A 25,417-nucleotide genomic window follows, 5' to 3' on the forward strand; every position below is an offset into this window, starting at 1 on the left:
ATAAATTAGAGTTCGATAGAACTCTTTACTTAGGAATCCCCCACTTCTAAACGAAGTGAAAGTGGGGGTAGTTCAATTCAAACCATGACTTAGGTGGGATATGAAATGCAAATCGAATTTTAAAGAATCTAAGCACAGTTGTTAACAGTACAGTATTAAATAAATAAAAAAGTGTCGTGTGCTATTCGATGATACAAAAAATAGTACCAAAAATTTGATTAGCACACAACCTTATGAGAAATGAAGCGTTACTCTTTCTATTTTGTCCGAAAGATTGGCAGATAGAAACACCTACACGGGTTCCCCCCACATTTTAACGAAAATATACGCTAAGCAAATTCTGACATAAAATGAACCGAATTTCCTACTCTAAGGAATATTCGGCTCATTATCTTTATTTAGTTTGTAATTTGTTGTCTTCATACCTTTTCAGTATCTTATATTTATACAAGATTTTCTGGACAGATGTCTCTTAACGTACAGAAAACGCTTAAAATGTGTCAAAACTATATCTAAACGTTCAATTTTCCCGATATGATATGGTGACCCCATGCCCATCAAGCTAATATTTTGAGAAACCTCCCATAACAAAAAATTTATCTTTTCACAGTTATTTATAAGAGTTTGGCTCAATTTTTCTTTTTTGGGGGTATTTGCTTTTCTTAGTTTCATGACGATGGGGTCCCGCCAGCATTTCGGAAAAAAACCACGCTAAGAGCGTGCAAGATTTTATACAATTTTAGGTTGGGAAATAGACGGTTCTGTCACCATTTCTTTCCTTAATAAGTACACAAACAAATTGAGAAGATAATGGTTATTAGGAGGTGATAAAACATGACCAATCAAACAAAATATACAAATACAGAGAGTCCAGAACAAAATTTTTCCTTAGAAGGAAGCCCATTTCAAGAACCAGGGGCTAGAGTTTGTAGAGGTGATATCTGGTACGTTTGTAGCGGTGGTCGTTGGAAAATCTATAGGTCGTTTTTGTCAGGATGATAATCCGTCACAAAGCTTCGAACAAAATTTCCCCTATGACATGGGCCCATGTGAACAAGAAGAGGCCACTACTTGTATCGGTGATATAAGGTATACATGTAAAAATGGTCGCTGGAAACCTACCTACGAATATTGTCCAAGTGATAATACACAAACATAGATATCGCTTTTGACACAAGTTTGTTCGTCTTGTCAACCTTTCCAGTAACTAACTTCCGAAAACGTTACATTTATTACCTAGATTTTCATCTTTACGTAGAGCCTATAAATGATTATTCAGATCATCAGTATGCAGCGTTTAGGATAGACCACACAGTGTATCAGCCTAGCAGAGAATTTATTTTAGATGTCATTTTGTAATAAGATCTTTTTTTATTAATATTCCCCATTTCTTAGGAGTTCTTTTGGGTACACGCCATATCTTATAAACTCTTGATATTACTAAATTTTTTCACTTTGCTCTTCTCATTCTTATATAGATCTAAAAGTTCCACAAGGAACGGGTGGTATTAAAAAAATCGGTTCGTTGACCTTCAACTAAAGGCTACCGCCTTTTCTTTTTGGTTTTGTCCTTGCAAAACTTTTTTCGGCTTGTGTGCTTTTCTCGCCAAGCCGACAGACAAAAGCAAAATTGAAACGAAAAGATATGGTTAAATCCATAAAAAATACAATAAGCCGACCATATGGACAGCTCATTTACATAATTATCGTTAGTGGAAGTCATGATTCATTAAGAAAAAGTTCTAGTGTTCTTGTAATTTCCTCTTCTAAGTGATTTACACTACTTCTCGATAGTAATGTCTAACTTAATTTCTTATTTAAAAACTCATGGGCCTGTTTTAGAATTTGTTTTTGATTTTCATGGTCAAATAAGTTTAATGTATCTGTAAATGTAGCCCATTTATACATTGCAATTTCACCCTCCTGAATGGTTACAGATGTACTCATGGGTGTTCCTAAAAATAAGATCACTTCTTTTCTAGTTGTTTCTGAAATTTCATATTCCATACTTGTCTTAAAATCTTCATGAATTAGTACATCTAGACCTGTTTCTTCTTTAACCTCTCTTCTTGCTGTATCAATCTCAGTTTCGTTTTCTTCTATGTGTCCTTTTGGAAAACCCCAGTGGCCATTAGCTTTACTTTTTACAATTAGATATCGAGTATCTGGTTTGTCTTGATATATAATTACTCCACATGATTTTTCTCTTTGCATTGTTCTATAATCCTCCCCAAGTTGATATAACTTTCGATATTGAAAGTTAAAGTTTATCAATTTTTTTCTCTTTGAGTTCCTGTATTAATTTTTTAAGGAGCATATTATTTTCTTGTTGAAGTTGTTCAATATTATGTAAGGCAGATGCTTTATAGGAATTTTTCGAAGGAGTGTTCTCAGAAATAAAATGAAAGAAACGAAAAATAGTATAATGAGTCCAATTACGATTATTAAATAAATGATCCCACCAATACCAATATCCTTGTAAATTCCTCTCCTGTTAATTCCATTTTATCAGAAGGGATACTGTATAACATTATGTATTTTCTATTTACGTGAAGTTAACATAACGTCTCATTATCAGTAGCAAATCGTTTGATAGAAACCTTGTATTTGCAAGGTTTCTTGCTTTCATGTCTATTTATCTTTTATACATGATTTTATACATCGTTGATATAGCGATGATTCTAGGGATCCCCCGCTATTCTTTTTTTGCATAAAATCTTGTATATAGAAAAAAGATTTTGATGTCGGTATGAGGATGTGATGAGTATCTAATTTTAAAATTGATATGTGTTCTTTAAATTGGGGTTGTAATAGGAATTATATAAATTATCTATGTAAAGATTATGGATGTTAAGAATTTAAAACAAGTGATACGTGAATTATTAGGAAAAAGGGTATATCATTGCTATAGCGAATATATTTTTGAGGTGAGACGCTATGAATACGCTATATAGTCCTGGCGACGTGGCAGAGCAATTAGGTATCCAATCTAGTACATTACGTAAGTATGCTGATGTACTAGAAAAAGAGGGTTATACTTTCATAAAGAATGAACGTGGGCATAGGAAGTATAGAGAAAGCGATGTAATGGTGTTTCGTAAGGTTATAAACTTAAAGAACGACACAGAAATGACATTAGAAAATGCTACAAAGCAAATATTATCATGGCATCCCACTAAAAATGGAACTTTAACGCCTTATGATGTCACGAGGAGTTCAAGTAAAAGAGTATGGTGGAAATGTAATGAAGGTCACGAATGGGAAACTTCAGTTAATAATCGTGCTTATGGTAGTGGCTGTCTTTATTGCTCAAGGAAAAATAAGTTAGGAAAATAAGGTGCATTACGCATCTAATTTAATAAGGGGGTAATTTTCTTGAAGTATAAAAAGGGAATGGGGAGGAAAAGGATATGAAAATTGGTACATCTGAATGGCTTTCTCTTAGTAAGGATATTAAGCTGAAGTTGATTCGTTTGGCTGTCATAGATAGTAAATTTAAGCAAGCAAAATAAAAACCCTTCATTTGCTTAACAGCAAACAAAGAGTTTAGGTAATGCGTGACTGAAGAAGAAGGAAATCTTGTCCATTTCCTACTTTATTATTGTAACATAAAAGGAAAAGCAAAAACAAAGAGAATTCTCATGAAAGAAATCGATAAATACATGACAACATCTGAAGCAGCTTTTTTTGGAGGATTCCTCGTGAGACAATTAACAATCAAAGGGATTGAAACCATTCATGCTCTATATAAACGAAGACGAAGTTTGCAACAATCAAACTTCATTTTTTCGATTTACAAACTTTGCGACAGAACCGTACTTCCTATTTAATCGAGAGACATCACGCCTTCTTGTCATGCACCAACATAACTGCATGAACCATCCCAGGAATATAAAAAAAGAGTGTTAGAAAAAAGTTTATTATCGCTTGAAATGGTTTCCCACAAACCAATACGGCAAGTGGTGGGCATATGACTGCCAATAAATACATCATGTAAATCACCTACTTTCAAAATATTTTATCAGATTCCATAGATTTTTAAGGTTCTACTGCAAAATTTTTAAAATCGTAAGAGCATAGTTGAAAAACTTTGCAACAGCCCCCAGATTAGCTTTGAATTTTGCGTAAGAATCCATTCATGATGTTTATATGAACACTTATATAAAAAAGTAAGATATCTATTAAGTTCTATATACGTCCTATTTAGACTTTGAAATCCTTATATCGCTCTCAACCCCTTTAACAAATTGAATTGATATGACTTGAACGAACATAGATTTAGGAGTGCTGAATGTATAAAAATATTTATATATTCTATATACGATATAATCATTCGTTAATATCTCTATGTGGTAGAATGATTGTTTTATACAATTGAACTGTAATGAAGTAATAAATCGCATAAATAACTACGAAAATTACAATTGGTACCCAAATACGGAAGTAAGGATCAATTAAAATAAATCCGAAAATATTCATACCAACTAATACGTGAGCAATACCGACAATTGCCGGGAATAGGAATACTAAGAATAACTCCTTATAAATAGATTTTGTTAATAATTCACGGCGCACACCGATTTTACGAAGCATTTGATAACGCGTAATATCTTTTGATGCACCAGAAAGAATTTTAAACATTAAACAACTTGCCATCATTGCTAAGAATGCAATTCCAAGGAAGAATCCCATAAATACTGTTCCACTCGCAAGGCCGTAGGACATATAGTAAAATTGATATTTACTGTTCATGTTTTCAGCTGGTACATTTTTATATTTATCTAGTTGCAACTCGTCAAGTTTTTTCCATTCTTTTGTATATGTTAAGAAATCATCTACTTTTCCGATAAATGCTATACCTTCTTTACCATTTATCCCATCGTACATTTTTTGATCTACAATTTTAATTGCATGATCTTCGTATAAATAATATGGTTGAATTGTTCTAAATGCCTCATCCCATTCTTTAGGCATTTCTTTTTCATTTTGATTTTGCTCTGATCTCACTCCTGCTACTGCCCCTACTGGAGCCTCTCCTGAAATTTCTTTATATTTACCGAAATTCTCTTTACCTAAACCCTCTCGAATGAGTGGCTTTTGTTTCTCTAAATCTTCTTTTACATAATAAACATACTTATCGTCTGCTTTATAATGGTACTCAGCTTTATTTTTAAATGATATACCATCTAAAATTTTCTTTTCTTCAGCTGTTGGATTATGAACTACTGAGTCGTAAATCTCTACACCATCAACTTTTTGTATAACATTATTTTTAAACGCCATACCACCTGAAATTGCACCTGCCCCAAGAGCAACTAACATCGCTACTGTCCCAAGTATTCTCGTTAAACTATTAATTCGGAAATTTAGTTGAGCAAATGTAAATGCGTTAAGTCCTTGTTCACTATATTTTTTATTACTTCTTAGTTTTTTAATGATGAAAGGGAGAAGTGATCCAAATAGCATATATGTACCAAGTGTCGTGAAGATTGCAGCAATTAGTACAATTTCTATACCAACTATCTCTCTTAATTGTTCCATATAAATCATTGATGCATAGCCAATACCCAATAAAATAACCGCAAGGAATGCAACCATACCTGTCATTTTTCCTTTTACTGCAACACGTTCTGTTTGTGCGTCAGCATGTACAAGTTGTAATACAGAAATACGAGATAATTTAATACTATTCATAATTGCTGATAATACAAATAGTGCAAAGAAGAAGATGCAAGTAACAGTCATAGATGGTATATAAAATGCTTTATAGCCTTCACCAGCAAACTCGAGTTGTTTCATTAATAACTGTCCGATAACTTCTGCAAGTCCTACACCAACTGCAATTCCAATCGCAAGAGACGCGGCGCCTAATACAATTGTCTCGATAAACATAAGTAATGTAACTTTATGCTTTTTAGCTCCTAACATCATATACATACCAAACTCTTTTTGACGAAGTGATAGTAAGAAAGAGTTCGCATATAAAATATAGAAGAAGGTTATAATTGCTAATAAAAATGAACCTGCTTGGAATATGAATCCAATTGTTCGAATAGCTGAATTAGATTCGATAAACGTTTTATTCAGCGCTAACGTTTGAAACATATAAAAAATTGATATCGACATGACAAGACCGACAAGTAAGACGATATAATCTTTCAGCTTACTTTTTAGCCCTGACATGGAAAGTTTGAATAACATGCCCAGTTCTCCTTTCTTACGCTTTTTGTGTGCCTAAGTCTGCAAGCACATCTAAAATTTCTTTATAAAACTCTTCGCGTGTACCGCCTCGGTGAATTTCTTTATATAGCTCACCATCTTGAATGAATAATATACGCTGACAGTAACTTGCACTATATGGATCATGCGTAACCATCATAATAGATACACCTTGTTCTTTATTTAAGTTTGTCATTGCGTCAAGTAAGCTCGTTGCATTTTTAGAATCAAGAGCTCCTGTTGGCTCGTCTCCTAAAATAATTGCTGGCTCATGTACTAAAGCGCGAGCTGCTGCTGAACGCTGTTTCTGTCCACCAGATACTTCAGTTGGATACTTTTGAAGTATTTCTGAAATTCCTAACATATCCGCTACTTTATCTACTTTCGGTCCAATGTTACGTGATGGGACACCTTGAAGTGAAAGTGGGAGTGCAATGTTCTCATAAATAGATAAGTTCTCTAATAAGTTGAAGTCTTGGAAGATGAATCCTAACTTTTGTGAGCGGAAATCAGAAAGCTCACTTTGCTTCATTTTCGTAATATCCGTTCCTGCAATTTCAACAACGCCACCTGTCGCCTTATCAAGCGTTGAAATTACATTTAACAATGTCGTTTTACCAGAACCAGAAGGTCCCATAATTCCAACGAACTCACCTTCTTGAATTGAGAATGATACACCTCTTAAAGCGTGTGATTGATTCTCACCTTTTTTACCGTACACTTTTTGAACGTTTTTTACGTCTACAACTGATTTCGTCATATATATCCTCCTACGCTTGTTTTTCCATTACCTATTTTGCACCTTTTAGAGGTGAACTGCGATGGATTTATATAACAGTAACCTAACATTTTTGTAAGAATTCATTCATTTGGTAATGAGTTCTGTGGTATATAAGGGGTTATTTTCTTAGCTTGATATCGATGTGACTCTATCCCTATTAGGCAAAACAAAAATGGATATTATGCTAAAATTAATGTGAGATTATAAAGTTCTTTGAAAAATAATAAAGTTGTTTTATTATAATTGGACTAACGGGGATGATGGTTGAAGAAGACAAAAGAAATTTGAGTACAAAAAGAGAATAGGTTTTAGATAAAATTTTTTGGGGGATTTATATGTCATTTGAACAATGTCAGAGTATCAATTCATTAATGTCAAGCTTTGATAGAACGTGGTTTATTGCTGGAGGATGGGCGATTGACCTTTTTATTGGTGAGAAAACAAGAGAACATAAAGATATAGAGTTTGCTGTTTTTCGAAAAGACCAACAATATCTGAAAGATTATCTTAATGAATGGGAATTCAAAAAGGTAATTAAAGGTAAGCTCCATACTTGGGAAAATGAGTTTTTAGATTTGCCAATTCACGAAATACACGCTTCCAATATGTTAAACGGAGATAAAATAGAAATTCTTCTTAATGAAACAAAAGAAAATGATTGGATATTCAGAAGAGACTTTAGGATTTCTTATCCACTCAATTCCGTTTGGAGTACTACTAAAACAGGTATTCCATACCTAAATCCAGAAATTGTACTTTTATATAAGGCGAAGAATACAAGAGAAAAAGACCATCAAGACTTTATCGCTATAAAAGATTATCTAGATAATGAGAAGAAAAAATGGCTGCGATATGCTTTAGAAGTACACGAACCAGAACATAAGTGGCTTCAGTTTTTAATCTAAAACTTATTTAACTTGCATGTGCTTTTAGTTCAATGAAATTAAAGTAATTTATTATAATTTTTAAACAAATTCATTATCTGTGTACAAGGATGTTAAGCAATGAAAGCATCATATCAAGTATTGATATTTCCTTATATAATAACCAATAATTCTATTCAATATGCCATTTTTAACCGAAGTGATTATGGTTATTGGCAAGGAATAGCTAGTGGTGGAGAAGATGGTGGGACCCCTATTGAATCAGCAAAAAGGGAAGCGTTTGAAGAGGCTGGTATTAAAAGAGAATGCCCCTATGTGATACTAGAGTTTGTGCATTCACTACCAGTATAGGATGTAGTTGGAGGATTTTTTTTGGGAGAAGATGTTTATGTAATAAAAGAATTTTCTTTTGGAGTTAAAGTTCCTATAAAAAGTATTGAATTATCCAGAGAGCATTTCAATTATAAATGGTTGTGCTTTGAGGAAGCAGTAAAGCTTTTGAAATGGGATAGCAACAAAACAGCATTGTGGGAATTAAACAAAAGGCTGTTAAAACAATTAAAGTGTTAACTAACAAAGCAGATAGTGAACGAGAATTAAACAACTTAAAAAAGTTCTGCTACATTACATATGCGGCAAGGATTTTTTCTTAGCGTACACCAAACATCTTAATTTGTGTCCAAACGAACAATTTTCTTTTTTGATATGGTGAGGCCTATTAGGTCAACTTGGAAGGTTGTAGAATCAATGATGCCAATCCGTTCAAAATAAGCTGTTTATTGCAAATAAATAACTGTAACAAGGGAAACCCCCTCATTTTTTGAGGGGGTTCCATCAATTAGCTTTTCTTGTGCACTTACTGTGAAATATATTGCAATATATATTCTAATTATTATTGTGCCCTTTTTCTTGCCACTGTTATCTTATTGTTTTTTACAACCCAAGGACATGAAACAATTGAACCATCTACTCTTCATGAGCCACTTTGATAATTCGACGTATAAGATGTAACTTTTCCAAATCCTTGGTTCACAACTTTAAAATCGCCTCCTAAATACCATTCTTCAGAAGAGGTACCAGTCCAATTTGTTTGTCTCAAAGCCTCGTTATTGCTAACTCCAAAATTACGAACACTATCATTCTAATATTTGGAATGATAATCAGCATTAATCCCTACAGGTTTTCCACTGTTTTTGGATAGTGGCATCAACTAGTACATAATTGCTATTACCATTTTTAACATATGAAATATCATTCACTTTATAGGTCGTATTTCTCGGAAGCAACATCTCCATTTCCCATGGATAAGCGCTTAACGGAGCAATATATGCGCCATGGTTTCCTTTAGGTACCGTCAGACGAATTAAAATTGGTCTCCCATTAAAGCTTTCTGAAGGATCTTTAAGAATAGATGTGCTCATATACGTATAATCAGTTTTATATTTCCCTAATAATTTATTTTTTAATTCAGAAAATTCTTGTTCATTAATTTTATTATCTTTTATGAGCGTGCCTTCCGTTAAGCCAAACGAACTTTCCTTACTTCTACGATATACCACTATGTCATCAGGTACACTGGAAGAACTAAATGCTCGATCTAAATGCTTGATTTTTTGTTCCATTTTGATATCTTTTCCTGTTAATTGGCCCTTATTTTCCAGAAGATACGTATTTAAATGATGATAGCCTGTCTCCATATATGACTTGAACTCTTCTTTCTCTGTACTACTAACGTTTGGAATCCACTGATGATAGAATTTTTCTCCCCATGCATCAGCAAGGGGTTTATTGGCCAAACTATTAAAATCTAAGGGCTTTTGGATATTTTTTTGTACGACAGACTCTGTATCCGCATGAACTGTTGAAGTTAAAAATGCTGTACTTCCAGTAACCATTGTACTGAGTGCTAAGACAACTGGTAAAAAATTTTTCTTGATTTTCATATGTATCCTCCTTATTTTTACACTTAAGAGCATCCAAATTTCTTAAGGTGATGGATAGTATCTATGTGGCAGTTCGAGTTGAGTCAGGTTATATTATCAGCATCCAGCCATATGATAGGTTTAGGAAGAACATTATCATCAACATCCCGCCTTTGGCCATCCATGGTTATAATCTTTGTTCCTCTTGTTGTATCTTGTAAATAATACTGATTGTTGGTCTGTGTAACAGAGAGTTCTTTTATATCCCTTAATAATCCTTTTCCTATTCCCTTTGCTGGTTTACCTATCACTTCTCTATTAATTACTTTTTTCTCCTGACTTTGAGGAGAGTTTGCATGTGCACTCTCTACCATTACTTCTCCCAAATTTGTTCCCAGAATACCCATCGTTATTGTGAGTACTAATGTTTTTTTAACAAAATGAACACATCCTTTTCAGAATATTACCCTTCATGAAATTTTATTAGGAAAAACAGGTATTCTTATACGCCGATTACGTATTAAAAAATCCATAGGGGGTATACAACTCATTCTAGATACTATTTATTAAATAAAATGAAAGTTAAAATAAAGATTTTATAAAAATTTCGCTGGATAGGAATAAACCTCCAGAATTATTCCACGCCAAAACAAACCCAAATCGTCTGCTTTGGGTTCATTATGTTTCTCATGTATGGTGAAAACCTGTTACAATAGTCAAGAATAGCTTGGGTACAAATTGATAATGAAATGGGGAAAGGTACTAGATGAAAGCAACCGGAGTAGCTAGAAAAGTAGATGAATTAGGGCGTGTAGTAATTCCAAAGGAACTTAGAAATACACTTGGTATTAAAGAAAAATCACCATTAGAGATTTTTGTAGAAGGGGAAGACATTGTTTTACAGAAGTATGAGCCAGGTGGTGTTTGTGCATTAACAGGAGAAGTGTCAACTCATAACATGGCAGTAGCAAATGGTAAGATAACATTAAGTCCAGAAGGTGCAGAACTATTACTAAAAGAACTAGAACAGTATCTTGTAAAATAAATGCTCCTTTCAAGGGGCTTTTTTTAATAAGGAAATATAAAATTTCACGTACCATAATTTTTAATAAAAAACTAAATACCTAATTAATAGTTTACATTTAATCTTATGTTGAATTTATCCGCTGATTCTTTTGTAGATGTGGTGTTACCTCTAATTAAAAACTAAAAAATACAATGATATAAAAAGCGGAAATGTAAAATAGTTATTTAATAAAAAAATTTATTATATATAATAAATGAATATTTTAATATAATCATCAGGAGGACTCATTCGTGAAAAAACAATTTTTCTTTATAATTTAATTGGATTTGATAAAGACGGTAAAGAAAAAAGAATTAGAATTCAATACTCAAAAACATATTCGTAAAGAAGCATTCCTACGCGTCTACTACTCTGATAAAAAAGTTGAAGAAGATGTATCAGGTTGGGAAGAAGTGAAAGAAAAACTAGCTGCGAAATAATAAAAATAAAAAGGTTTGGCCTTAAAGGTCAAATCTTTTTCTGTTTTCAAAATCTTTTTCTAAAATGACTATGAATCCATGTCTTTTAAATAGAGCTGTTGTTACGCCGTAACCAGTTTGTTTATTTCCACTAATTACATAAGTCTTATCGTTTTTTTCACTAGAACAGATACCCCTACATTTATCTGCCTCTTTGGTAAGGTATCGAATAATCCTTACTTATACTATCGCGATTTCTGATAACTTACATGTAGAGGTATCACTCAATATAACAAAAATGTAATGTTAATGAAATATAATTCCATCGATACTATAAATGAAATTATATAAAATGAATTACATAAATGAATGGGAGTTAAAGAATTTTTATAATGAAAAAGGAGAAATATTCATGCGAAATATATTAAGTGTAGAAAAAATTGAAAAATATTATGGTAATAAAGATAATGTAACAAAGGCTTTAGATAATATTAGTTTTAAGGTAGATGAGGGAGAATTTGTTGGGATAATGGGGCCCTCAGGAAGTGGCAAAACTACACTACTTAACTGTATATCAACGATTGATCATGTTACGACGGGAAAAATAATAATCAATAATAGTGACATTACTCGGTTAAAATCAAAGTCATTAGATAAGTTTAGAAAAAATGAATTAGGGTTTGTGTTTCAGGACTTTAATTTATTAGATACCCTTACTGCTTATGAAAATATTGCCCTAGCGTTAACTATAAAAGGTGAGGAAAGTTCAAAAATTGATGACAAAATACAAGCAGTTGCAAAATATTTAGACATTGAACAAGTATTAAGCAAATATCCTTATCAAATATCAGGTGGACAAAAACAAAGGGTTGCTTCGGCAAGAGCTATCGTAACAGAACCATCTTTAGTACTTGCAGATGAACCAACAGGATCGCTAGATTCTAAATCGGCTAGATTATTACTCGAAAGATTTGAAAGTCTTAATAAGGATTTAAAAGCTACCATACTTATGGTTACTCATGATGCATTTACAGCAAGCTATGCTCGTAGAATTCTTTTTATTAATGATGGCAAAATATTTATTGAGTTGGTAAGAGGAAATGATTCCAGAAAAGAATTCTTTACTAAAATTATTGAAGTTATAACCCTTCTTGGAGGTGACGATAATAATGTACTCTAAGCTTGCTATTGGGAATGTAAAGAAAAGTCTTAAAGATTATGCAATATATTTCTTAACACTAACACTGGCTGTTTGTATATTTTATAGCTTTAACTCCATAGAATCACAAAAGGCATTTATGGAAATTAACGCTTCAGATAGAAAGTATGTGCCTGCAATAATGAACGCTATCTCAAATGTGTCAGTATTTGTATCCGTAATATTAGGTGGTTTAATATTGTATGCAAATAATTTCTTAATCAAAAAACGTAAAAAAGAATTAGGAATATACATGACTTTAGGTATGGGAAGAAGAAATATATCCAGAATATTAGTAACAGAGACATTTCTAGTTGGTATTATATCTTTAGTGAGTGGGCTTATAATAGGTATTGGAGTATCACAGGGATTATCTACATTTGCATTAAAGTTATTTGACTTGCCCATCAATAAATATAAATTTACAATTTCAACAGGTGCTGTAGGTAAAAGCGTATTATACTTTGGAATCATGTTTTTGCTTGTTATGTTATTTAATGTATATGTTGTTTCTAAATACAAAATAATTGATTTGTTAACAGCAGGTAGAAAAAACGAAGATGTAAAATTTAGAAATCCTCTTATCTATGTAATCGCATTCATTATATGTGTAGCATCACTTGGATATGCATATGTGACTGTACTAAAAATTGGATTGAATTATAAAAATCCTATGCTCATGGTATCAATCATTCTTGGCATATTAGGTACAGTGCTGTTTTTCTTTAGTTTATCTGGATTTATATTATATGTTGTAAAGAAGAATAAAAAAGTCTATTTTAAAGGGTTAAATATATTTATCATCAAACAAATCAATAGTAAGGTGAATACAAATTTTATATCCATGTCTGTAATCTGTTTAATGTTATGCCTTACAATGGTGGCTTTATCTACAGGAATCAGCTTTAAAAGAATGATGGACGCAACAACGAAAGAAATAACACCATTTGATGCCAGTATAACGTTGGAGAATAAGGATGAAAGTTACACGATAGAAGACGTATTAAATAAAGCTAATTTTAAAATAAGTAATAACGAAAAATATGTATCTTATAATGTATATCGAACAGGGATGGAAGTGGTGGACTTTGTACCAGAACTTAAAAAGTATAATAACAGTATAGATTTCATTAAAGTATCTGATTATAATAAAATATTAAATCTTAAAGGTGAAAAGGAAATCACTTTAAATAACAATGAAATTTTACTTTTATCAAATGAAAGCCGGTTGGTTAATTCGACAAATGAAAGATTAAAAAATAGCAATAAGGTGAATATTAAAGAAAAAGAATATCTGGTAAAAAACGCTAAAGTTATACAAGAGAATCTTTACACTTATAATGTGCCAACTAATTACTTCACAATCGTTATAAAGGATGAGTTTTTATCAGGCTACAAAATTACTGAGTCCGTACTTAATGTAAATTATTTAGATGGAAATAGAGAAGCATATAATAAAAAATATGATAACGTTGCAAGGGGCTTTTATGACGAAAATGGCCCGAAATTAAATATTAATCGTATAGCAGGCAAATCAAAGGATGAAGTTTGTGCAGAAAGTAAGGGAATGAAAACTGTCGTACTGTTTATTGGAATATACATAGGTATTGTATTTTTAATAACGAGTATGGCTGTATTAGCTCTTCAACAATTATCAGAAGCTAGTGATAGCATAGATCGATATAAATCCTTGAAGAGAATTGGTTCAAGCGGAACAATGATTGACAAAACGATTTTCATTCAAACTTTCGTATACTTTAGTCTTCCAGTTATTCTTGCCCTAATTCATTCTGTAGTTGGAATTTATGTAATCAATAATTTTATTAACGCAATTCAACAGACAGACATTACTTTACCGGCATTGATGACTGGCTTAGTATTCCTTGTAGTTTATGTAGGATATTTCTACACGACATATGTCGGGTATAAAAATATTGTAAAAAGTAATACTTGATTTTATAATGCCTATTAAGGCTATTACACCTTGCTTCTCAAGATGTAATAGCCTTATATTCTGTATAGGGAGGGAAAAGTCATGAAAAAAATCATTCTGATTGAAGATGACGAAATCATCAGAGAAGAATTACAACATTTTTTTATAAAGTATGGATATGAAGTAAAGGCTCCCACAGATTTTAATCATATTATCGAATATATAGAAAGTGAGAATGCAGACCTTATATTACTAGACATAAATCTTCCCGTGTTCGATGGCTATTATATATGCAGAGAAACACGTAAAACTTCAGATGTTCCAATCATCATGGTTACCAGCAGAAATAGTGATGTAGATGAACTAATAAGTATGAATTTAGGAGCAGATGATTTTATAACAAAGCCTTATAATACAGAAATACTATTAGCAAGAGTAACAAACATTTTAAGAAGAACATCTGGAGATTTCAAGACGAATCATATCTTAATTTATAAAGATTTTAATTTAAATCTTTCAAATGCAACAGTTACTTATCAAGACAAGTCTGTAGAGTTAACTAAAAATGAAGCTAAAATACTCTCATGTTTAATAAATAATCGCGGTAATATTGTAAAAAGAGATTCACTCATGGAAACCTTATGGAAATCTGATTATTTTGTGGATGATGGCACCTTAACTGTTAATATAAATAGATTAAGAAAAAAACTTGAAGAGATAGGTATAGAAAATCCAATTGCAACAAGAAGAAGCTTAGGGTATATAATGCCATGAATATAGGTGAATTTATTAAAGATAAAATGGTAGTAATACTATCTAATGTACTGGTATTTATTATACTAGCAGGTATATTGCTGACTGTGAATGTTCAGTTCATTATCATATTCTTTGTCTTTTGTATTTGGTTTTTTCCATTGATTATATATATGGCTATAGAATTTATAAAATGTAAAAATTATTATAATGAGATTAATGGCATATTAGAAAACTTGGAGAAAAAATACCTACTACCAGAGGTAGTAAGGGAATCGAACTTTATACATGGGGAAAAGCTTAACGCTATACTGAAAGAAGTAAGTAGAGATATGCATGAAAATGTAAAATATTATAGAGATATGCAAATAGATTACAGAGAATATATAGAAACATGGGTACATGAAATTAAGACGCCAATTGCTTCTACAAAGCTAATAATTGAAAATAATCAAAACGAAGTAACGAATAAAATAGACTCACAATTGGATCGAATCGAAGGGTTTGTAGAACAGGTGCTGTATTATTCTCGAAGTAATAATGTTAATAAAGACTATATGATAAAGCCAATCAACCTTGATAATGTAGTAAGGAATGTAATTAAAAGAAACTATAGGGATTTTATTCATAAGAGAATAAAATTAGATATACAGGATATTGATGAGATTGTATATAGTGATGGAAAATGGATTGAATTTATTATTAATCAAATAATAGGAAATTCCATAAAGTACTCAAATAACAAAGAATCAATGATACGTATATATTCAATTAAGAAAGCTAACTCAGTAATACTAACCATACAGGACAATGGAGTAGGGATAATACCTAAAGATATAAATAGAGTTTTCGAAAAAGGATTTACTGGAGAGAATGGAAGGAGATTTAGCAAAAGTACAGGAATGGGTTTGTATCTATGCGAAAAACTGTGTTCAAAATTAGGAATTAAAATTGGCGTTGAATCTGAAATGAATAAAGGAACTAGAGTTACATTAATATTTCCTTTATCAGGTATGGTAACTTTTGAGACTTATTTATAAAAGAGATGCTGCCATCTTTCCATGAATTTCGTATGAAACTTATAAACAAATGTAAAACGGTATGAAAAGAGTAGAAATTCTCTTCATACCGTTTGTATAATTTATCCATTTAACATATTGGTATATGTAATTGTCCACTATGGAAAGAAAAATGCTTCAGTTTTCTTCTATACTTATCGTGGCCTAATAGACAACTTTTCTGGATTGATTTACGCGCCTGATGATGTAAAACCAAATGAAGACGATTTTAATAGTATCTTTAAAGATATAAAGAAAATAGAAAAAATTGGTACTATGTTACATCTCATTAAGAACACAATTATTTTTTCTGATCTTTTAATATGAAAAAAAGGTGTATCTTTAGCTTGGTTTTCGCAACTTCGGAAAGCATGGGGCGATAGAACGTTGAAGATTTTACGGTTGCAACGTTTTTCTGCAACCAACCTCATATCTTCAGTTTTCGAAGAGCAATCTGTACAAGTAAATGATAGCAAACTAGTTGGCTTATGCCAACCGACATTCATCGCCCACCTAAAATTGGTGTTTCACACCTTCACATTTTTGAGGAAGGAGTCTTCTGTCAGAAAACGATAAAATTTTGTTACATCGTCTCTTGAAAAGTAATCAAAAATAGCTTTTGAATCCTCTTTTTTATTCTATGTACGTTAAAAAACCGCAGTTTGGTTGCAAACTGCGGTTTCGTTTATATATAGCATGAATGGTTTTGATTCACTTTCGTCTCTGGTGATTCACTGTGTCTTATTATGTAAATGAAAGTATTCATCATTGCCCTCCGTGAGGTCTGTGTCAAAGCATAAGACTATTCTTTTCTAAATACTCCTGCCCACCAAACTCTTTTCCCCTTCTTTTCTTCCGTGTAATGTTTGGTTTCTTCATATAGCTCAATTTTACCAAACCCCTCCGTAAGAATACGAATTTCTTCTTCGGTATAATGGTGATATGTCATACCGTATTCATGCTCCTCATAGGAAATGAATGTTAAGCCGTGATCGTCAAGTATTTTGTATTTCGTAGGCATATCGCGTGCAGTAGACCGAATCATAAAGATCAAATACCCGTCCTTTTTTAATACCCTACGTATTTCTTTAAATACTTTCTGGGCAGAATTCCAATCATTAAACTGAAGACTATATAAACCAATTACACAATCAAATTGGGAATCTTCAAATGGAAGACTGTAAAAATCGCTTTCAATAAAACGGATATTTACACCCGCATTCTCCGCCCTTTTTTCCCCCATCTGCAATGCTTCCTTCGAAATATCGATCCCCGTACACTCATGAACTCGTGCAAGTTCCAACAAATTTGTCCCATGACCGCAACCTAGTTCAAGAATCTTACTATTAGGATGCAATAAAGTACTATTCTTTTCAATAATTTCTGGTGCTGTTCCATTCAAATTAGGAACGGAGCGAACCGCAGTTCCTGTTAAATGTTGCCCTTTATAAAGTTTGTTCCATACCATTTGATTTACTTCCGCGAATTCTTTGCTAGAAACACTCATTAATCGTCGACCTCCACTTTATATATTTTTCTGTCTATCCCAAAAGTGATACACCGTCAAGAAAGTAAACACAGAATTGTATCAACTCCTACCGCGCTATCGCTTGGTGACCTCACTCACAAAGAAAAGTTTGAAAAAACAAAAACCTTTCTTTGTGAGTGAGGTCAATTTGTAATAACTTCAACAAAATTGGTCGTGAAACCGAAATAAATAATGTTTGAAGTGAGTCTGCATTTCATTTACATCACCACCAAATTCATAAGCGTCCCCGTAATGTGTTTTCTCATAAAAAATCGCTCTTCCTTCCGTTCTGAATTTTCAATTTTATATACCCAAACTTCTCTCCCGTGTAGAAGAAAATCAAAATTGAAAGGCATGATCTCACCACGGCAAACTTTTTGTCTGAGCTACATCTCCATGTATTCAGGCAATTAAGATTGAGAAAATTTGAGTGAAAAAATCATGTAATGAAATAATCGGCAGCGTATTAACCCTTATTTCTATATTCTTTTGGTGTATATTTTTTGTTTATCTCATTAGTCTAACGAATAAAAAACTCAAGTGCGATTAGTAATGATTCTGTAGCTTTAGTGTGATTCATAGGTGAAGCTCTTTTCAAATAAATTGCATGTAAATACGATGGTAACGTATACTCAGCTAATTAGCAAGTATTTTCTAAAAATTGTAAAAAACAAAAAGCAACAAATGAGGGACTTTTTAGAATATTTAATAAGAGTAACTACTCACCTCCGCCTAATAGAATGACAGCCCAAGGAACCGTTCTGGTTTCCCATATTTGTTTCATGGATAGGAATATGGACTGCTTATTTTTCATGGTGTTAATAAAACTTCGTATACGACTAAACGCATCTGACATTTTAATACATAAAAATACATAAATATCTAATAATTGTGTTTTTTTGTAAAAATATATTGAAAATTATATTAAATAATGATATAAATTGATTTGTTCATTGATTATTCAGGCATTTGGAATCTGTAAAAGACAGAATTTTATTAATGTTTCCACATGTCATTTATTAATAGGATAAAAATGTAATTTTCACTGTATATCTTAGATAAGAATTCTCGGATACATGTTTAAGAGGACTGAATAACTTTTTTGTATATTCTGATGAATTTTGTTTTTATAACACGATAAGATATCAATGAAAATAGAAAGGGTTGATACTTTAAAAATATTTTTGTTAACCTACTGTCAATAATGTTGGAATAAATTTAATAATTATTTTTAATCAAACAATATTAGGTAAATGTTGATGGTGTTTTACAAATAAAATTAATTAAGTGGAGGAAAATATGAAAAAGACTGAATATTCCATAAGGGAAAAACTGATAATAGAAAATGAACTTAAATTTGAAATCTCTGATAAAAAATCTTTTAAACCTATTTATGATTATCTTCAGCAAAATTACGTTATTGTCCCGTATAAAAACCTAATGGTATATGATTTTTATTATGATACAGAGAATTTAGATTTATCAAATGCTGGAATAACTTATAGAGTTAGGTATAGACCACAAATCTCAATAAATCTTAAACTTCCACAGATTTTAACTGATAAAATATGGAGCAGATACGAATATTCGTGCAAAGTTGATGGTAAACTCCCTAAAAATATGAAAACCTTTGAAGTAGATTGTGATATTCATACAATTATTAAAAACCATCTAGGTATAACTGATCTGTCGAACCTTAAAAATATATCAAATGTCAATTCTTTTAGAACAGGATTTATTCTTAGGTTTCCTCATAAAACTGCATTAGGGGAACATGAATTTTTAGGAGTTGCTTTTTTCGACCAGTCTACTGACAGAGTGACTGGTAATGTATTTTATGAGTTTGAGTTAGAGTCATATCAACAGAGTGATGTATATGCTTCACCTTATATTTTCAAGGAATTCGATAAAATTGGTAATTATGTCGAGAGTCTGGGACACTCACCAAGTGTTCAAAGTAAAAAAGAAAGGTGCATGTTTGTTTAATATTACAAAATTAAGGAGAGTATTATGAAAAATATAATAGAAAAAGAAATTACTTATTTTACAACAAATTTCAATTTGAATACAAAAGAATTAATTGAAGAGTTATGTAACAATATCGAGGAAAAACAGTTAAATTACATTAAATACAGGGATCGTTTTCAATTATTAGTTGAAGATAATGAGCATGATAAGACTAAGATAACATTTAAAGTTAATCATGGGGATGTAACTTATAGTATAGCTACCAAAGATAGATTAACATCTACTAATGATATAATACAGTCATACCAAGAGATAAAAACTGATTGGACTCCTATTGAAGAATTAGATTTTAGTATATTTAATAATAAGATTTTATCATTCTATTATAAAGAGACCAAAAAGGTTACTGTCAAATACGAAAATAATAAATATAAGATTATTGGTCATGACGTGAAATTTTTAGATTTAAATGGTGAAGTAAGAAATCAGATGAAGTATATAGAAGTTGAAAGTAAAAAATTTGAAGATGACCATGTGAGTTTCTTCTCAGACTTCCTTAAAAAGCGAGAATTAGATTTAATAGATTACGATAATAGCAAGTTGAAGGTAGGTCAAGATATATTAAGGGATAATAACCAATTAACTTTTTCTGATATTTCCCAATTGAAAGAATTCATCCTTAATCTTTACATAAAAATGTCCATCTATCATATAGTTTAGATTGAATATCTTTTTCGTTATAATAATCACTATATATAGGTATATCCAGAATATTTGATATAAAGGTGGATATGAAAAAAGTTGCCCCGTACAATCTATAGTTTCCTACAACGATTAGGTAAGAAACTAACAATATAAAATGAATAGAAAAAGATAAACGGTTGTTTTTTAGAAATACAGGTTTTATTAAGTATCTATTATGTTAAAAAAAGCAATTCATCTTGATAGACTAATCAAAAAATTAAAAGGTGGATGGAAATGAGATTTGAGTATAAATATTTATTGCAAAAAAATCTAGAAGACGATATTAATTCTTTTTGTAGTAAACATGGGTATCTGGATTCATATTGCTTTAATGATCTTGGTTATGAAATTCAATCCGTATATAAATATTATTGGCGCTCACAAAAAGAACATGGAAAAATTCGTTTGAGAAAATATACAACTTCAGAAAATGTATATTATTATATTGAAGAAAAAGTTAAAAAACATGGCTTTGTTACAAAAGCAAGATTACAGATAGAGGAACAAGTGTACAACAACTTATGTACTTGCGAAAATGAGGAAATGTTTTTTTTATTACTTAATGATTTAAATTTCTACTCGAAAAATACAGATTATTCGAGTGGTAAGTTTAATACTTATACAGTTCGGTATTATAGAATTCCCTGGAAAATTAAATACCTTGAAAAAGAGTATAGGTTAACAATAGATAAGGACTTATTCACAGATAATGGAGATGAGTCAATTAGAATATTGGATGAAGAAAAACTAATATTTGAAATTAAAGGGGCTAAAGAAATAAAAGACACAGAAATACTGTCTAATTATATTGAGCAGGAATATCAATTAACCCCAGTGAAAATATCGAAGTATAAATTAGCAAAAAAGAAATCAATGGAACTTAATTTGGGAGAACCAAATTTTATTTAATTGAAGTGAACGCTACTATTAACAAAAATTTTTAGTAATTAGCGGATTAGAGTATTAATAAGTCATTCAATGAGATCTATACAATATCTTTTCTATAGAAGATATTAATTGGACAAGTCTTCACTTGATTTTGATCCATTCCGTTAATAGTGTATTGTTATTTAATTACTACTATTAACGGAATGAGAATCTTATAGATTTATCCATATTGTAGATAGTAACATTGAACAATGTGTAATAGTTCGCTATATAATTAATGAAGCAATGTTCACATTAAGTTTAGTAAATTCGTAAGGAAAGTGGGGGACTGTAGTGATATGTCCTGAAATTATTGCAACAATTGGTCTACCTTTTGATGAAGAGTCAGTTAATATTAAAATGAATAATTCTTTGAACAATGGGATTAAAAGTTTTCGGTTTAACTTATCTAAGTGTTCAATAGAAGAAATAGAAAAATTAATTAATAGTATAACCAAGAATAAATTAATGGAAGATTGTAATATAATGTTAGATCTCCCTTTCCCGGGAAGGAAGACAAGAATTTCATTCAAAGATGACCAGTTTACACACGACTTTAAGGCTGGCGAAATAGTTATCATAACCGGGAAAAAAAGTCATATTGAAGATTCGAAAGCAGAAGTAATATTTGTGGATAATGAAGATATATACAAAGCAGTTTCTGTGGGACAAGAACTTATATACAGTGACGGTGACTGTATACTATCTGTTGTGCAAGTAGACGAAAAAAGTGGTTATATTATTGCAAAAATCTCCAATACAATAAAAATGTACACTAGAAAGTCATTATCATATAACTATGTAGTTAAAGAATCAGTAAATCAAGATTATATTGATTTGATTAATAGAGTAAAACCTTCATCTGTAGCATTTTCTTTTGTGACAGATTTAAATAGTTTGTTGACATGCAGTAACGGTATATTGGATAAGAACATTGAAATAATTAGTAAAATTGAAACTGCTGATTCTATGGATAATGTTGAAGAAATTGCAACTTCTTCTAGCTTAATGTTAGGTAGAGGGGACTTGATTTTAAATTCTGAAATTTATAAACTATATGAATATCAAGTTAATATATCTAAAATATCAAAGAAATTAAACAAAAAATTATATATTGCAACTGGTATCCTAACGTCGTTACGCCAGCAACCAATCCCTACTCCTGCAGAGATAACTGATTTATATAATATAATGTTGTGTCAACCTGATGCAATAATTTTAAATGCTGAGCTTATTGCTAGTGATAATGTTGAAGCTGCAGTTAAATTAATAAGAAAAACAGCTTCAGTAGCTTATAAGCAGCAAAGTGAATAAGTTAATCGAATTTGTTTTTTTTGATTTGAGCACCCAGCACTAATAGATTCCCCTTTTGATGTAATTACAAATAGAAGGACATTTATATTGGGTACTATGAAATGAGGAGAATTCAATGGATTATTTAAACTTACAAAAAGATATGGTTCAACAATTAAAGACAAAAGAGCTACTTGAACAGGCTAAGGCATATGCATACGATTATATAGAAAATTTACCGCACATGGACGTCTCACCATCCTTTGAAGCATTGAAGGATTTACAGAATTTTGATGAAAAGCTACCTGAACAATCATCATCTCCATCTAATATACTTAAAATGTTACATAACTATGGATCAAAGGCAACGGTGGCTAAAAGTGGAGGTAAGTATTTTGGTTTTGTAAATGGTGGAATACTTCCAGTTACCCTAGCCGCAAAGTGGCTTACTGATATATGGGATCAGAACAGTGGTCTATATGTTATGTCACCAATTGCTTCAAAGCTGGAGGAAGTCTGTGAAAAATGGCTAGTTGAACTATTTGGTCTTCAAAGAGGGACAGCTGCTGGGTTTGTTAGCGGTTCTTCAGTTGCAACAATTTGCGCTATAACAGCTGCAAGAAATACACTACTACGCAATCAAGGACATGATGTACATTTAAAAGGGCTTTTTGATGCGCCAAAAATTAGAGTGGTTGTAGGTGAACAAGCCCATTCTTCTATATGGAAAGCCTTATCAATATTAGGAATTGGCAGAGAAATGGTTGAAGTGGTGCCTGCCGACGATCAAGGACGCATGATAGCTGCTAAATTACCTTTACTTGATAGCAAAACCTTAGTTATTGCTCAAGCTGGTAATGTTACTGGAGGAGCATTCGATCCCTTAGATGAAATATGCACGCTAGCAAACAATGAAGGTGCTTGGGTACATGTGGATGGAGCTTTTGGGCTTTGGGCAGCTGTATCAGGTAAAAGAAGTTATCTTACTAAAGGCATTGAAAAGGCAGATTCTTGGTCCGTTGATGCACATAAAACTTTAAACGCACCATTTGATTGTGGTATCGTTCTATGCAAAAATCGCGATTCATTAGTAAGCGCTATGCAAGCAAACGGTTCTTACCTTCAATATAGCAATCAGCGTGATGGTATGTTATATGTTCCCGAGTTATCCAAGCGGGCAAGAAGTGTAGAGTTATGGGCTGCGCTTAAATATTTAGGGAAGAGTGGAATTGAAGAACTTGTCGATGGTCTTTGCGATAATGCGGAGTATTTTGCTGAAAAGCTTTCTGAAAACGGATTCTCTGTGGAAAATAAAGTAGTATTTAATCAAGTTGTTTTAAAGTGTGATAACCCAGAAATAACATCTGCTACACTGAAAAATATACAAGCAAGCGGAAAATGTTATAGTAGTGGTGCAAAGTGGCACAATGAGCCAGCCATTAGGATAAGCCTTTGCTCATGGCAAACAACAAAAAAAGATATTGATGATTGTGTGAAAACTTTTGTGGAGTGTAGAGATTTAGCAACATCTGTAGTTGTATAAGTTTTCACCAGGTTAAATCTTAAATCATTTAACTATGAAATAAAAGGTTTTCCCCAAAAAAGGATAGTGTGGGAAACCTTAATTTTTCCACTAAGTTATAATGATATAATTATTTTAAGGAGGATAAATATGTACACATATATTTACATGGTTAGACATGGTGAATCACCTAAAACAGAAGAAGAAAACGAAAGGACACGTGGTTTAACTGAGAAGGGAAAACTTGATGCGCGTAGAGTAACCGAATTATTGAAAAGTGAAGGCGTAGATACGTTCATTTCAAGTCCATATAGTCGAGCTGTATTAACGATAGAAGAGTTAGCTCAATTTCATGAAAAAGAAATATTCCTATATGAAGACCTTAAAGAATGTGTGTTTTCAGGTGAAGATAAAATAATATTAAATAAGGAATTATATCCACTCGTAGAAAAGATGTTTTCCAATCCCGATTTTTCATTACCTGGGGGAGAATCAATTACGGATTGTCAGATACGGTCTATAGCTGTATTAAAAGAGATTATAAAGAATTTTAAAGGACATAAAGTTGTAATTGGTACTCATGGACTTGTCATGACACAAATGATGGCATATTTCGATAACCAATATGGATTTGAATTTCTAATGGAGACATCAAAACCGGATGTGTATAGGATGGCATTTCAAGATGAACAATTCATTGGTATAAAAAGATTGTGGGCTGAGTAATTTTGAACCTTTTTTTGTTAAAAAAATCAAAAAGAAGTTAGTGTGTCGTTTTTATTATCGGTTAGTCCTGTTTCAGTATGTGTTTATTACGTATTAAAATCAAGTTTTATTAACTAATTCTTATTCAGTTAAGGCAAAAGTACTGTAAATCTTTTTAAGTAATTTTCTTTTTTCGATCTAGCATCGGCTGCGGGTTTATTTGACATGCAAATTCAGGGAGCAACGACGATATTGGCTATCAATCTAAAAAAATCTTTAAGCTTCTGAATGAAGAAGAGTAATAAATAGGCAAAAAAATAGGGCGTTTCCTGTTCAAAATTGAACAAGAAGCGCCCTATTTTTCTCTAAAATGAATTTATTTAAAAAAAATCAAGTTTTTTAGTGCCCTCGTTCAAAACCGGACTCATGCCCAGAAAGCTGCCTAGCATTCGTGTCTAACTTTTAGAGTTCACTTCAACAGTCTAAGAAGGGGGGGT

22 protein-coding genes and 6 pseudogenes are annotated in these 25,417 nt (G+C 31.7%); 18 read left to right on the top strand and 10 right to left on the bottom strand.

The genetic code is table 11. The annotated features are described in order from the left end of the window. Positions 1-116: 116 nt before the first annotated feature. Together JDS92_RS31015 and JDS92_RS22630 are read left to right on the top strand one after the other, a co-directional pair. Positions 117-299: pseudogene (locus tag JDS92_RS31015) on the top strand (replication-relaxation family protein); the annotation flags it as partial. Positions 300-834: 535 nt separating this feature from the next. After that, positions 835-999, top strand: coding sequence for a hypothetical protein (locus JDS92_RS22630; protein WP_199632532.1), 165 nt, complete (start codon positions 835-837; stop codon positions 997-999). A gap of 801 nt (positions 1,000-1,800) precedes the next feature. Here the strand turns inward: JDS92_RS22630 and JDS92_RS22635 are convergent. Together JDS92_RS22635 and JDS92_RS31605 are read right to left on the bottom strand one after the other, a co-directional pair. Next, positions 1,801-2,214 carry a bis(5'-nucleosyl)-tetraphosphatase gene (locus JDS92_RS22635; protein WP_097959947.1) on the bottom strand — a complete coding sequence of 138 codons (414 nt, stop codon included), beginning with the start codon at positions 2,212-2,214 and terminating at the stop codon, positions 1,801-1,803. A gap of 84 nt (positions 2,215-2,298) precedes the next feature. Further along, entirely contained in the window at positions 2,299-2,499 is a 201-nt protein-coding gene (locus JDS92_RS31605) for a DUF4083 family protein (RefSeq protein ID WP_097959948.1), read from the bottom strand. Positions 2,500-2,937: 438 nt separating this feature from the next. On the opposite strand from JDS92_RS31605, the pseudogene JDS92_RS31020 reads away from it, so the two are divergent. Next, positions 2,938-3,321 (top strand): annotated as a pseudogene (locus JDS92_RS31020) (zinc-ribbon domain-containing protein); the annotation flags it as partial. Positions 3,322-3,840: 519 nt separating this feature from the next. Here JDS92_RS31020 and JDS92_RS22650 read toward each other — a convergent pair. The 3 genes from JDS92_RS22650 to JDS92_RS22660 all read right to left on the bottom strand — a co-directional run bounded on the left by JDS92_RS22650 (position 3,841) and on the right by JDS92_RS22660 (position 6,979). Beyond that, on the bottom strand, positions 3,841-3,993 hold the full coding sequence (locus JDS92_RS22650) for a YqaE/Pmp3 family membrane protein (RefSeq protein ID WP_086396275.1): 153 nt from the start codon (positions 3,991-3,993) through the stop codon (positions 3,841-3,843). A gap of 336 nt (positions 3,994-4,329) precedes the next feature. Beyond that, complete coding sequence (locus JDS92_RS22655; RefSeq protein ID WP_199632533.1) at positions 4,330-6,201, bottom strand: FtsX-like permease family protein; 1,872 nt, start codon at positions 6,199-6,201, stop codon at positions 4,330-4,332. 16 nt (positions 6,202-6,217) lie between these two features. After that, positions 6,218-6,979: an ABC transporter ATP-binding protein gene (locus tag JDS92_RS22660; RefSeq protein ID WP_199632534.1), complete on the bottom strand. Its 762-nt coding sequence runs from the start codon at positions 6,977-6,979 to the stop codon at positions 6,218-6,220. 356 nt (positions 6,980-7,335) lie between these two features. Between JDS92_RS22660 and JDS92_RS22665 the strand changes: the two genes are divergently transcribed. Next, positions 7,336-7,905, top strand: a complete 570-nt coding sequence (locus JDS92_RS22665; RefSeq protein WP_199632535.1) for a nucleotidyltransferase domain-containing protein — start codon at positions 7,336-7,338, stop codon at positions 7,903-7,905. Between the two features lie 99 nt (positions 7,906-8,004). Then, a pseudogene (locus tag JDS92_RS22670) lies at positions 8,005-8,454 on the top strand (NUDIX hydrolase). Between the two features lie 403 nt (positions 8,455-8,857). Here the strand turns inward: JDS92_RS22670 and JDS92_RS31270 are convergent. The 3 genes from JDS92_RS31270 to JDS92_RS22680 form a co-directional block, all read right to left on the bottom strand. Further along, positions 8,858-8,983 carry a hypothetical protein gene (locus JDS92_RS31270; protein ID WP_274606225.1) on the bottom strand — a complete coding sequence of 42 codons (126 nt, stop codon included), beginning with the start codon at positions 8,981-8,983 and terminating at the stop codon, positions 8,858-8,860. A gap of 67 nt (positions 8,984-9,050) precedes the next feature. Continuing rightward, positions 9,051-9,827: an ADP-ribosyltransferase gene (locus JDS92_RS22675; RefSeq protein ID WP_199632536.1), complete on the bottom strand. Its 777-nt coding sequence runs from the start codon at positions 9,825-9,827 to the stop codon at positions 9,051-9,053. A gap of 83 nt (positions 9,828-9,910) precedes the next feature. After that, entirely contained in the window at positions 9,911-10,180 is a 270-nt protein-coding gene (locus tag JDS92_RS22680; protein WP_199632537.1) for a hypothetical protein, read from the bottom strand. Positions 10,181-10,572: 392 nt separating this feature from the next. Here JDS92_RS22680 and JDS92_RS22685 point away from each other — a divergent pair, with 392 nt between their 5' ends. The 7 genes and pseudogenes from JDS92_RS22685 to JDS92_RS31610 all read left to right on the top strand — a co-directional run. Then, positions 10,573-10,851 carry an AbrB/MazE/SpoVT family DNA-binding domain-containing protein gene (locus tag JDS92_RS22685; protein WP_097958918.1) on the top strand — a complete coding sequence of 93 codons (279 nt, stop codon included), beginning with the start codon at positions 10,573-10,575 and terminating at the stop codon, positions 10,849-10,851. A gap of 286 nt (positions 10,852-11,137) precedes the next feature. Then, positions 11,138-11,312: pseudogene (locus tag JDS92_RS22690) on the top strand (YxeA family protein); the annotation flags it as partial. A gap of 391 nt (positions 11,313-11,703) precedes the next feature. Then, the gene (locus JDS92_RS22700) at positions 11,704-12,471 is read left to right on the top strand and encodes an ABC transporter ATP-binding protein (protein ID WP_199632538.1); all 768 of its coding nucleotides are present in this window, start codon (positions 11,704-11,706) and stop codon (positions 12,469-12,471) included. Continuing rightward, a complete protein-coding gene (locus JDS92_RS22705; RefSeq protein ID WP_199632539.1) occupies positions 12,461-14,443 on the top strand; it encodes an FtsX-like permease family protein in 1,983 nt (660 codons plus the stop codon). The genes JDS92_RS22700 and JDS92_RS22705 overlap by 11 nt, the downstream gene beginning before the upstream one ends. Positions 14,444-14,524: 81 nt before the next feature. Next, the gene (locus tag JDS92_RS22710) at positions 14,525-15,196 is read left to right on the top strand and encodes a response regulator transcription factor (protein WP_199632540.1); all 672 of its coding nucleotides are present in this window, start codon (positions 14,525-14,527) and stop codon (positions 15,194-15,196) included. After that, complete coding sequence (locus JDS92_RS22715) at positions 15,193-16,215, top strand: sensor histidine kinase (protein WP_199632541.1); 1,023 nt, start codon at positions 15,193-15,195, stop codon at positions 16,213-16,215. The genes JDS92_RS22710 and JDS92_RS22715 overlap by 4 nt, the downstream gene beginning before the upstream one ends. A gap of 126 nt (positions 16,216-16,341) precedes the next feature. Continuing rightward, positions 16,342-16,526, top strand: a pseudogene (locus JDS92_RS31610) (hypothetical protein); the annotation flags it as partial. Between the two features lie 340 nt (positions 16,527-16,866). Here JDS92_RS31610 and JDS92_RS31725 read toward each other — a convergent pair. Next, positions 16,867-16,944: pseudogene (locus tag JDS92_RS31725) on the bottom strand (IS6 family transposase); the annotation flags it as partial. Positions 16,945-17,035: 91 nt separating this feature from the next. Next, entirely contained in the window at positions 17,036-17,740 is a 705-nt protein-coding gene (locus JDS92_RS22720) for a class I SAM-dependent methyltransferase (RefSeq protein ID WP_199632542.1), read from the bottom strand. 1,320 nt (positions 17,741-19,060) lie between these two features. Between JDS92_RS22720 and JDS92_RS22725 the strand changes: the two genes are divergently transcribed. From JDS92_RS22725 to JDS92_RS22750, 6 genes are all read left to right on the top strand, one after another. Further along, the gene (locus tag JDS92_RS22725) at positions 19,061-19,747 is read left to right on the top strand and encodes a hypothetical protein (RefSeq protein WP_199632543.1); all 687 of its coding nucleotides are present in this window, start codon (positions 19,061-19,063) and stop codon (positions 19,745-19,747) included. A gap of 24 nt (positions 19,748-19,771) precedes the next feature. Beyond that, positions 19,772-20,449, top strand: coding sequence for a hypothetical protein (locus JDS92_RS22730; protein ID WP_199632544.1), 678 nt, complete (start codon positions 19,772-19,774; stop codon positions 20,447-20,449). Positions 20,450-20,707: 258 nt separating this feature from the next. Beyond that, complete coding sequence (locus JDS92_RS22735; RefSeq protein ID WP_097959076.1) at positions 20,708-21,382, top strand: CYTH domain-containing protein; 675 nt, start codon at positions 20,708-20,710, stop codon at positions 21,380-21,382. A gap of 312 nt (positions 21,383-21,694) precedes the next feature. Continuing rightward, positions 21,695-22,714 carry a pyruvate kinase gene (locus JDS92_RS22740; protein WP_199632545.1) on the top strand — a complete coding sequence of 340 codons (1,020 nt, stop codon included), beginning with the start codon at positions 21,695-21,697 and terminating at the stop codon, positions 22,712-22,714. A gap of 115 nt (positions 22,715-22,829) precedes the next feature. Next, a complete protein-coding gene (locus tag JDS92_RS22745; protein ID WP_199632546.1) occupies positions 22,830-24,236 on the top strand; it encodes a pyridoxal phosphate-dependent decarboxylase family protein in 1,407 nt (468 codons plus the stop codon). A 129-nt stretch (positions 24,237-24,365) separates the two neighbouring features. Further along, the gene (locus tag JDS92_RS22750) at positions 24,366-24,941 is read left to right on the top strand and encodes a histidine phosphatase family protein (RefSeq protein WP_097959072.1); all 576 of its coding nucleotides are present in this window, start codon (positions 24,366-24,368) and stop codon (positions 24,939-24,941) included. Positions 24,942-25,417: the final 476 nt, after the last annotated feature.

Origin of the sequence: Bacillus cereus group sp. N12, from assembly GCF_016483575.1 — a bacterium.
Taxonomy (GTDB): Bacteria; Bacillota; Bacilli; order Bacillales; family Bacillaceae_G; genus Bacillus_A; species Bacillus_A toyonensis.

Bases quoted from the DNA above. Each gene is read 5' to 3' on its own strand.
- JDS92_RS22630 (WP_199632532.1), top strand. From the start codon at position 835: ATGACCAATCAAACAAAATATACAAATACAGAGAGTCCAGAACAAAAT.
- JDS92_RS22635 (WP_097959947.1), bottom strand. From the start codon at position 2,214: ATGCAAAGAGAAAAATCATGTGGAGTAATTATATATCAAGACAAACCA.
- JDS92_RS22650 (WP_086396275.1), bottom strand. From the start codon at position 3,993: ATGATGTATTTATTGGCAGTCATATGCCCACCACTTGCCGTATTGGTT.
- JDS92_RS22655 (WP_199632533.1), bottom strand. From the start codon at position 6,201: ATGTTATTCAAACTTTCCATGTCAGGGCTAAAAAGTAAGCTGAAAGAT.
- JDS92_RS22660 (WP_199632534.1), bottom strand. From the start codon at position 6,979: ATGACGAAATCAGTTGTAGACGTAAAAAACGTTCAAAAAGTGTACGGT.
- JDS92_RS22665 (WP_199632535.1), top strand. From the start codon at position 7,336: ATGTCATTTGAACAATGTCAGAGTATCAATTCATTAATGTCAAGCTTT.
- JDS92_RS22675 (WP_199632536.1), bottom strand. From the start codon at position 9,827: ATGAAAATCAAGAAAAATTTTTTACCAGTTGTCTTAGCACTCAGTACA.
- JDS92_RS22680 (WP_199632537.1), bottom strand. From the start codon at position 10,180: ATGGTAGAGAGTGCACATGCAAACTCTCCTCAAAGTCAGGAGAAAAAA.
- JDS92_RS22685 (WP_097958918.1), top strand. From the start codon at position 10,573: ATGAAAGCAACCGGAGTAGCTAGAAAAGTAGATGAATTAGGGCGTGTA.
- JDS92_RS22700 (WP_199632538.1), top strand. From the start codon at position 11,704: ATGCGAAATATATTAAGTGTAGAAAAAATTGAAAAATATTATGGTAAT.
- JDS92_RS22705 (WP_199632539.1), top strand. From the start codon at position 12,461: ATGTACTCTAAGCTTGCTATTGGGAATGTAAAGAAAAGTCTTAAAGAT.
- JDS92_RS22710 (WP_199632540.1), top strand. From the start codon at position 14,525: ATGAAAAAAATCATTCTGATTGAAGATGACGAAATCATCAGAGAAGAA.
- JDS92_RS22715 (WP_199632541.1), top strand. From the start codon at position 15,193: ATGAATATAGGTGAATTTATTAAAGATAAAATGGTAGTAATACTATCT.
- JDS92_RS22720 (WP_199632542.1), bottom strand. From the start codon at position 17,740: ATGAGTGTTTCTAGCAAAGAATTCGCGGAAGTAAATCAAATGGTATGG.
- JDS92_RS22725 (WP_199632543.1), top strand. From the start codon at position 19,061: ATGAAAAAGACTGAATATTCCATAAGGGAAAAACTGATAATAGAAAAT.
- JDS92_RS22730 (WP_199632544.1), top strand. From the start codon at position 19,772: ATGAAAAATATAATAGAAAAAGAAATTACTTATTTTACAACAAATTTC.
- JDS92_RS22735 (WP_097959076.1), top strand. From the start codon at position 20,708: ATGAGATTTGAGTATAAATATTTATTGCAAAAAAATCTAGAAGACGAT.
- JDS92_RS22745 (WP_199632546.1), top strand. From the start codon at position 22,830: ATGGATTATTTAAACTTACAAAAAGATATGGTTCAACAATTAAAGACA.
- JDS92_RS22750 (WP_097959072.1), top strand. From the start codon at position 24,366: ATGTACACATATATTTACATGGTTAGACATGGTGAATCACCTAAAACA.